Below are 8178 nucleotides of genomic sequence, written 5' to 3'. Positions count from 1 at the left end.
CCTCGGCATTCGCCAGATGTTTTGTTTGGTCCAAAAGCTTATGGATCTGCACTTCATCACCAACAAAAACAAGGTCGATATTGGGGGATCTCTGCTTTATAATTTCAGCACCATTAATGACGATCTCAGGCGCGTTATCGCCGCCCATTGCGTCCAGTGCTATTTTAATTTTCTTGGACAGGCTACTCTCCTGGTTGCACGACGGTCAATTCTTGTCATTCGGCTGTTTTATGGCCGCCAAACCAGCAAATGGATGATCGCGTTTTACTGGTTCTAATTCAACATACTCATTGGCATCAGTTGCGCGTGGCCATGCTGTAACAGCTAAAGCCAGCGACTGCATCACCATTTCGCCCAAATCAATAAAGCCGTTTTTAAGCGGTTCCACTCCGTCTAAATCAACTTCCACTGACGTTGATTCGTCAAAAAAGCGAACATAACGTTCTTCTATAGTAAAATCCACACTTTCCGCTAATGGTTCACCAGTAACAACACAGCTTTGGACCACACTGGCTGTTAATCTGCCATGAACATCCCAGCACTCTCGCGCAACTTTACGAATTTTTAGCTCGGCAACTAGATCATTGACCGCAATATAATCAAACCGGGTCAGCAACATATCGATTTCGGCTTCCGAAGGAATGATTTTACATCGATAAGTGGCATCAGGCTTGATGCTATCAGCGGCAAGTTCTGCAGTTAGAGAAAAAACTGGCATCTAAGCAAACCGTCCATTAATGCTGGCAAACACGTAAGTCAAAACAATGCCCCAAACAACATAACACATTAGCATCCAAACCATCATCAAATCAAAACCATCTGATTTAAAGACTAATATTCATCTTACCTGCCAGCATGTCTTGCGACGATACTGCATCAATTTGTTCAGCCAGCTTTGATACATAAACAACCAGACCGCTTTGCACCGCCTGTTTGGACGCATCTGGCGCGCGAAGAAGGTTGCGTGCCAGCGCATTGGCAAGCATGTCATCATCTGCCTTATCAAGGGCGGTGGCGTAATTTTCCAACCGCCCCATGAAACCCTCAGCCATGACACGGACACGTTTTGACACGCCAATATCACCAGCACCCATTTCACGCAAAGACAAATCCATATCTGCAAACATCGAATCAAACAAGCTCTGGCTTATGTCTTTACCACTTTCAACTTCCTTAAGCCGCCGCATAATCAGTATTACCACCAGACAAAGGGCATCAAACCGACCATCAACGTCATCAGTCACACCATAATCAATATACAGCTTTGGCGAACGGGCAATTTCAATCGCTTGACCATAAAGATGTTCAGCAACGGTTTCCTGCTTGTTATTACCAAACCCCAGCATTTGTTTCAGCCACCCATTTTCTTTACTGTTCATTTTACAAACATCTCGTTATGTTGCTATCTAACTGACTATGCATGTCTATATCCTAGGAACGCGATGATGACCAGACGAACATTTGCCACTATGAACGCTTTACGTGCACTTGCGACTTTTAGTTTTCTTAGCGTGGCTTTGATAGGCACGAGCGCATGTGAATCGCGAATCAGTTCGCATGGACATACCATTGATGAAGCAGAGTTGGCAAAAATTGAACTTGGCAAAAGCAAAAAGTCTGACTTGATTTTCATTCTTGGCAAACCCAGCTTTGAAGGCGCTTTTGGGTCTGGCAAATCCTATTATGTATCTCAAACAATGGAAGAACCAGTTGCTGGCATTAATGAAACAACGTCTCGTACGATCGTTATGTTCACCATAGACAATGAGGACATTGTCCGCGCTGTTGATGTTCTTGATGAAACTTCAGGTCTATCTATTGCCCATATTGATGAAAAGACGCCAACACCTGGTAATACCTATGGTGCAATAGATCAGATATTCAAGAATCTTAAACGCCGCCGTGCAACTGAAGAATAAGCCAGATTTAAACGTCTAGGCTGTTCCCATCTCAACTGTCCGCACAATGCGTGACAAACGGTCAAGCACAGCATTCACAAAAGCCACTTCACAACCGCATGCATCACTAATGGCCGCATATTCGCTGACCACGGCTCGCGCTGGTATGTGCGGCATGAAGCGAAGCTCAAACGCACCACATCTAAGCAAAGTTAACTCGATCAATGCCAGACGTTCTATACGCCAGCCACTTGCCAGAGAGTCAGCAATATCATTGTCCAATAGAGCCATCTCTTTTTCGACGCCTGTATAAAGTGCGTTAAGATGCTCATGATCCAGATCCTTTACACGGAAAGATTTAGAAACATCTGGCGCATAATAAGTCAGAAAATCTGGAGCAAAATCAACTGAGGTTCGTTCAGTAATTTGTGACTGATATAAAATTTGAATCGATGACACACGTGATGCGGATCGTCGGCGAACAGGAACAGGTTTCAGTTCAGTGTTATCTTTTGCCATTCTATCAGATACCAACCTGTTGTTTCAATTTTGCCATAGCCAGCGCAGCACGCGCGGCGTCACCGCCTTTATCTTTACGATTCTGATCAGCACGAGCCCACGCCTGATCCTCATCCTCAACAGTTATAATGCCATTTCCGATAGCAAGATTTTCTGCCAGAGCCAAATCCATCAGGCCACGTGCCGACTCATTACAAACTGTGTCATAGTGGCTTGTCTCACCACGAATAACACAGCCAAGCGCAACATAACCGTCAAAGCGCTTATCGCTGGACGCAAGAAATGCAATCGCTGCCGGAATTTCAAGCGCACCAGGCACACAAATGGTTTCATGCGTTGCCCCCTCACCTTCAAGAGCGGCGATGGCACCTGCTTTTTGGGCATCGGCTAACGCGCCATAAAAGCGGGCTTCAACAATAAGAAAATGACCTGACATTATTGCCCCTCTCCATTCAGCGGTTTCCAGTCAACAATCTCCAGATCATAACCATCAAGGCTGATAACATTTGGCTTTGAATTTGATAACAGCACCATTTTTGAAACGCCAAGATCACCAAGAATTTGTGCACCTACACCATATTCACGCAAATCATGCCCCGGATTATCGCCCGTTTTGGCATCTTTCATCACCCGTTGGGTAACCATTGAAGATAGGCTGGCATTTGATGACTCACGCAGTAGCACAACGATACCACGCCCCTTCTTTTCAATCGTATGCATGGCTGTTTCCAACTCACGTCCATTCCGGAACGGAGATGCTTCATCAAGCACATCCGACATCAAATCAAGGGCATGCATTCTTACAAGTATTGGATCATCGCCGGAAATATCGCCTTTAACCAGAGCAATATGCTCTACATCCGAGATTGTGTTTACATAAATAATCATGCGCCATGAACCACTTGTTCGTGAAGCAAAGTCTGTTTCAACTGAACGTTGGACAAGGGTTTCATTCATACGGCGCCATGCAATCAAATCAGCGATCGTACCAATCTTTAGATCATGTTCTTTGGCAAAAGGCAGCAGATCATTTAGGCGCGCCATTTCACCATCATCTTTCATAATCTCACAAATTACGCCTGACGGGTTGTCCGATCCGGTTGCTCTTGCAATATCGATAACGGCTTCGGTATGACCTGCCCTTACAAGGGTTCCGCCATCACGCCCAATAAGGGGAAAAATATGCCCTGGTGTGGTTATATCCTTCTCACTGCGTTGCGGGTCGATGGCTGTCCTGATTGTATGCGCACGATCTGCCGCCGAAATGCCTGTTGTAACGCCTTCACGCGCTTCAATTGACACCGTAAACGCTGTTTGATGACGCGACTCATTACGTCGTTCCATCATCCCCAAACCCAACGCATCTGTTCTTTCGCGCGGCAACGCAAGACAGATAAGACCCCGGCCATACTTTGCCATAAAATTAATATTCTCAGCTGTTACCCATTCACCTACAACGCATAGATCACCCTCATTCTCACGATCTTCATCGTCAATAAGAATGAACAGCTTGCCCAACTTGGCATCAGCAATTACATCTTCAATAGGTGACAATGCGGGCATGTCTGATGTATCGGATTGACTCATTATTACGCTTCCTTATTAAGGCCATGCAGACGCGCAACATAGCGTGCCAGCATATCTATTTCCATATTCATTTTCTGGCCTATGGTCAGCGCACCAAACTGGGTTACATCCCATGTATGTGCAATCACATTTATGCCAAAACTATTGTCAGTAACGTTATTAACTGTCAGCGAAACACCATCTAATGTAACTGATCCCTTGGGGGCAACAAACATTGCCAAATCGGCTGGCACGCCAAGCGTAACGACATGGCTATCACCATCAGGCGTAATCGACATCACTTGGGCCAATCCATCAACATGACCAGACACAATATGCCCGCCTAATTCATCTCCCATCCGAAGTGCGCGTTCAAGATTAATTTTGTCGCCTTTTTGCCAGCCCCCAAGCGTTGTAACAGACATGGTTTCAGATGATGCCGCGACCCTAAAGCTGTGCGCGTCGCGCGCCACCACAGTCAGGCAAATCCCCGAACAGGCTATGGATGCCCCTAAATCAATTGCCGCGCAATCCCAGTCACATCCAATGGTCAAATGCCGGTCGCCTGCATCATGAATATCAAGAATGTGGCCTTGTCCGGTTATGATTCCTGTAAACATCAAAACATCCATTACTTCTGGTTACATCAGTCTAGCAAGATTTTGCCAGAATAGTCAGGCGGTCTCGTCCTATTTGCTGATGATGAGTCTCGGTATATCGCGTTTGTTCAGGCAATGCCACCAGCTTTAATGGTGATATAGCAGGAATAGCGTCACTTCCCAATAAATGCGGGCTTTGCGTCCAATGGATAAAATCGACAAAATCGTTAGTTATAATGCTGGTCACAATATTGCTTCCAGCTTCAACTAAAAGATTATTGATCCCCGCATCACCCAAAAAGCGCAACACTGCTGACAAGTCCAGCCTATTATGTGAAACATCCTTTTGTACCGCATCCAAGGCAATCGGAACAATCTTTGCACCTGTCCTTTCAAGCGCCCTTCTAGCCTCAGATGAAGCTGTTTCAGCACAAAAAATCACTGTTTGCACATCGTCACTATTCTGCAAAATTTTGGCGTCAGGTGGACAACGAAGCTGGCTGTCCAAAATAAAGCGGGACGGACTATCAGCTTCCAACCCCGGCAAACGACATGTCATTTCTGGATCATCCGCTAGAATTGTACCTATACCTGTTAAAATCGCATCTGATTTGCTACGCAATAGATGCACATATCGCCGCATTGGCGGTGCGGTTAACCAAACTTTTCGGCCATCACCAAGGGCAATGCCACCATCCAACGACGTTGCTGTTTTCATTGTGACGAGTGGTCGTTTATGCGTCATACGATGCAAAAATCCCTGCATGACAGTAAATGCAACATCTTTGGCTATATCAGTGACAACTTCAATACCGGCGTTACGAAGCATGGCAACACCTTTGCCATTAACGCGTTTATCCGGGTCTTGCCATGATATAACAACACGCTTAATACCTGCTTTTATCAATGCGGTGGCGCATGGTGGCGTTTGTCCATGATGGGCGCATGGTTCAAGCGTGACATAGGCTGTGCCGCCATGTGCCTGATCTCCCGCCATAGCAAGAGCTACTGTTTCGGCATGGGGTCGCCCTGTTCTCGCGGTATGTCCTACACCGACGATATGACCAGATGTTGCAATAATCACACAGCCAACTGGGGGATTCTCAGCTGCTCGTCCGACTGCCTTCTGGGCTTCGGAAATGGCAAAAGACATCCATTTTTTATCAGCATTTTTTAGAGAAATATTAGTCACCTAGTTCTTTTTCAACAAAGGCCTCAAAATCTTTGGCTTCTCCAAAATTTCGATATACCGACGCATAACGTATATAGGCAACATGATCGAGTTGGTTAAGCGCCGTCATGACCAGTTCACCAACCAATTCGCTTGGCACATCACCGTCGGGATGGCTTTCTAGCTGGCGAACAATCTGATTTATTGAGCGGGCTTTGTCATCAGGGTCAACATCGCGCTTACGCAAGGCAATCTCGAAAGATCGTTCAAGCTTATCACGATCAAAAAGAGACCTGCGTCCATTACGCTTAACAATCATTATTTCACGCAAATGAACACGCTCAAACGTTGTAAAGCGAGATTCACAATGACCACAGAAGCGACGGCGCCGGATAGCGGCACCGTCTTCACAAGGTCTAGAATCCTTTACCTGCGTGTCTTCACTTGCACAAAACGGACAAATCATTTTCCAAACCCACGCTATATATTGACGTAGGCATGATTGTACACACTATTGATAGATTGGGAAAGCCCGACATAGTGCGCGTACTTTTTCACGCACGACAGCCTCTACAGCACTATTATCTTCTGGGTTTTCTGCCAGCCCGTCGAATACATCGCCAATCAGATGACCAATTTCGATAAATTCATTCCGCGTAAAACCACGGGTTGTGCCTGCAGGTGTGCCTAGACGGACACCCGAGGTAACCATTGGTGGTTGTGGATCAAACGGAATGCCGTTTTTGTTACAGGTGATACCTGCATGTTCAAGCGACACTTCGGTGATGTCACCTGTCAGACCCTTTGGACGTAAATCAACTAATGTCAGATGTGTATCGGTACCACCAGACACAATCGCCGCGCCACGTTCAATCAATGTTTCGGAAAGTACACGTGCATTTTCGACAACAGAATCGATGTATTGCTTGAACTCAGGCCGCATCGCTTCGCCAAAAGCAACCGCCTTGCCAGCGATCGCATGCATCAACGGGCCACCCTGAAGACCAGGGAAAACAGCTGAATTGATCTTTTTGCCCAGCGCTTCGTCATTAGACAGAATGATACCGCCACGTGACGCACGTAAAGTTTTATGCGTTGTAGAGGTCACAACATGCGCATGTGGAAGGGGGCTAGGATGCGCACCTGAAGCTACCAGACCAGAAATATGTGCCATATCAACCATCAGATACGCACCAACTGAGTCAGCAATTTCACGAAACTTTGCAAAATCAAGCGTTCTAGGATAAGCCGAACCACCTGCCAGAATCATCTGCGGCTTACATTCTTCGGCAATTTTTTGCAATTCGTCAAAATCAATCAAAGATGTTTCTGGATCAACGCCATATTGTACAGCATTGAACCATTTACCTGACAGGTTTGGTGCCGCACCATGTGTGAGGTGACCACCAGCGGCCAGTGACATACCCAGTATCGTATCACCTGGCTTCAGCAAGCTCAGAAAAACAGCCTGATTAGCTTGTGCGCCAGAATGTGGTTGTACATTGACAAAGTTACATTTGAAAAGCGTCTTGGCACGTTCGATCGCCAATGTCTCTACAACGTCCATATATTCACAGCCCCCGTAATAGCGGCGGCCAGAGTAACCTTCAGCATATTTATTGGTGAAAATAGACCCCTGCGCTTCCATCACGGCCGCACTGACAATATTTTCAGATGCGATCATTTCGATCTGGTCCTGCTGGCGCACAAGCTCATGTCCCAATGCGGCTGCCACTTCAGGATCAGTATCTTTTAATGGTGCCGAGAAAAACCCGTCCATTACGAATGACGGTATTGTTCTTTTTAAATCGTCCATAATTATCTCCTTTAGTTAATGCGGTCACGATGACCATTCCTCGACAGGGGGGAGCCGAATAATTACACTTGTTACTGGTATAGTGCGCATTCCATTTACGACACTATTTCGCCTAAACTAGGACGAAAGATTAGTCAATTTATCCACTCGCCTTGCATGCCGACCACCCTCAAAGTCGGTAGCGAGGAAGACATCAACACATGCCAACGCCGTATCCACACTTATCAAGCGTTCTCCAAGCGCGATCACATTTGCATTATTATGCTCGCGTGATAGCCGCGCAGCCTCGACAGTGCTGACCAATGCGGCACGTGCCCATGGAAACCGGTTTACAGCGATTGAAATACCTATACCGCTTCCACAAATAGCAACGCCACATGCGTCCGCGTCTTCAGACAAAGCCATGGCTAGTTTTCTTCCATAATCCGGATAATCGACCGAACTGCCATCATCTGGCCCAAGATCAACCACTTGCAAGCCTTGCGCTTCAACATGCTGCGCAACCCTTTTACGTAAGTCTGCACCAGCATGATCAGATGCAAGATAAATTTTTGCATGTGCTGTCATAAACATTCCTTTATATGCGTTTGAAACAGCCGGGACTTTTGA

At 46.3% G+C, this 8178-nt stretch carries 11 protein-coding genes and 1 pseudogene; 1 reads left to right on the top strand and 11 read right to left on the bottom strand.

What is annotated here, in order from left to right:
* From ABNT28_RS08690 to ABNT28_RS08680, 3 genes and pseudogenes are all read right to left on the bottom strand, one after another.
* Positions 1-157, bottom strand: a pseudogene (locus tag ABNT28_RS08690) (phosphate acyltransferase); the annotation flags it as partial.
* A gap of 48 nt (positions 158-205) precedes the next feature.
* Positions 206-718 (bottom strand): DUF177 domain-containing protein, encoded by a 513-nt coding sequence (locus ABNT28_RS08685; protein ID WP_348721400.1) that lies wholly within the window; start codon positions 716-718, stop codon positions 206-208.
* 106 nt (positions 719-824) lie between these two features.
* Positions 825-1379 (bottom strand): ubiquinol-cytochrome C chaperone family protein, encoded by a 555-nt coding sequence (locus ABNT28_RS08680; RefSeq protein ID WP_332923425.1) that lies wholly within the window; start codon positions 1377-1379, stop codon positions 825-827.
* A gap of 66 nt (positions 1380-1445) precedes the next feature.
* On the opposite strand from ABNT28_RS08680, the gene bamE reads away from it, so the two are divergent.
* Positions 1446-1919: an outer membrane protein assembly factor BamE gene (gene bamE / locus ABNT28_RS08675; RefSeq protein ID WP_332923424.1), complete on the top strand. Its 474-nt coding sequence runs from the start codon at positions 1446-1448 to the stop codon at positions 1917-1919.
* A gap of 15 nt (positions 1920-1934) precedes the next feature.
* Here bamE and ABNT28_RS08670 read toward each other — a convergent pair whose 3' ends face one another.
* From ABNT28_RS08670 to rpiB, 8 genes are all read right to left on the bottom strand, one after another.
* Entirely contained in the window at positions 1935-2417 is a 483-nt protein-coding gene (locus ABNT28_RS08670; protein ID WP_332923423.1) for a transcription antitermination protein NusB, read from the bottom strand.
* Between the two features lie 4 nt (positions 2418-2421).
* Complete coding sequence (locus tag ABNT28_RS08665; RefSeq protein WP_332923422.1) at positions 2422-2853, bottom strand: 6,7-dimethyl-8-ribityllumazine synthase; 432 nt, start codon at positions 2851-2853, stop codon at positions 2422-2424.
* Positions 2853-4004, bottom strand: coding sequence for a 3,4-dihydroxy-2-butanone-4-phosphate synthase (ribB, locus tag ABNT28_RS08660; protein ID WP_332923421.1), 1152 nt, complete (start codon positions 4002-4004; stop codon positions 2853-2855). Before ribB ends, ABNT28_RS08665 begins: the two co-directional genes overlap by 1 nt.
* A gap of 2 nt (positions 4005-4006) precedes the next feature.
* Positions 4007-4603, bottom strand: coding sequence for a riboflavin synthase (locus ABNT28_RS08655; protein ID WP_332923420.1), 597 nt, complete (start codon positions 4601-4603; stop codon positions 4007-4009).
* 31 nt (positions 4604-4634) lie between these two features.
* Complete coding sequence (gene ribD / locus ABNT28_RS08650; protein ID WP_348721399.1) at positions 4635-5774, bottom strand: bifunctional diaminohydroxyphosphoribosylaminopyrimidine deaminase/5-amino-6-(5-phosphoribosylamino)uracil reductase RibD; 1140 nt, start codon at positions 5772-5774, stop codon at positions 4635-4637.
* Complete coding sequence (gene nrdR, locus ABNT28_RS08645; RefSeq protein WP_332923418.1) at positions 5767-6219, bottom strand: transcriptional regulator NrdR; 453 nt, start codon at positions 6217-6219, stop codon at positions 5767-5769. Before nrdR ends, ribD begins: the two co-directional genes overlap by 8 nt.
* Positions 6220-6264: 45 nt before the next feature.
* Complete coding sequence (gene glyA / locus ABNT28_RS08640; protein WP_332923431.1) at positions 6265-7533, bottom strand: serine hydroxymethyltransferase; 1269 nt, start codon at positions 7531-7533, stop codon at positions 6265-6267.
* Positions 7534-7686: 153 nt separating this feature from the next.
* Positions 7687-8136: a ribose 5-phosphate isomerase B gene (gene rpiB, locus ABNT28_RS08635; protein ID WP_332923417.1), complete on the bottom strand. Its 450-nt coding sequence runs from the start codon at positions 8134-8136 to the stop codon at positions 7687-7689.
* Between the last annotated feature and the right edge of the window lie 42 nt (positions 8137-8178).

The organism is uncultured Candidatus Puniceispirillum sp., from assembly GCF_963979125.1.
GTDB lineage: Bacteria > Pseudomonadota > Alphaproteobacteria > Puniceispirillales > Puniceispirillaceae > Puniceispirillum.
This window is presented reverse-complemented; position numbering and strand designations above follow the sequence as displayed.

Excerpts from the sequence above, each read along its gene's own strand:
- ABNT28_RS08685 (WP_348721400.1), bottom strand. The coding sequence starts at position 718 with ATGCCAGTTTTTTCTCTAACTGCAGAACTTGCCGCTGATAGCATCAAG.
- ABNT28_RS08680 (WP_332923425.1), bottom strand. The coding sequence starts at position 1,379 with ATGAACAGTAAAGAAAATGGGTGGCTGAAACAAATGCTGGGGTTTGGT.
- bamE (WP_332923424.1), top strand. The coding sequence starts at position 1,446 with ATGACCAGACGAACATTTGCCACTATGAACGCTTTACGTGCACTTGCG.
- ABNT28_RS08670 (WP_332923423.1), bottom strand. The coding sequence starts at position 2,417 with ATGGCAAAAGATAACACTGAACTGAAACCTGTTCCTGTTCGCCGACGA.
- ABNT28_RS08665 (WP_332923422.1), bottom strand. The coding sequence starts at position 2,853 with ATGTCAGGTCATTTTCTTATTGTTGAAGCCCGCTTTTATGGCGCGTTA.
- ribB (WP_332923421.1), bottom strand. The coding sequence starts at position 4,004 with ATGAGTCAATCCGATACATCAGACATGCCCGCATTGTCACCTATTGAA.
- ABNT28_RS08655 (WP_332923420.1), bottom strand. The coding sequence starts at position 4,603 with ATGTTTACAGGAATCATAACCGGACAAGGCCACATTCTTGATATTCAT.
- nrdR (WP_332923418.1), bottom strand. The coding sequence starts at position 6,219 with ATGATTTGTCCGTTTTGTGCAAGTGAAGACACGCAGGTAAAGGATTCT.
- glyA (WP_332923431.1), bottom strand. The coding sequence starts at position 7,533 with ATGGACGGGTTTTTCTCGGCACCATTAAAAGATACTGATCCTGAAGTG.
- rpiB (WP_332923417.1), bottom strand. The coding sequence starts at position 8,136 with ATGACAGCACATGCAAAAATTTATCTTGCATCTGATCATGCTGGTGCA.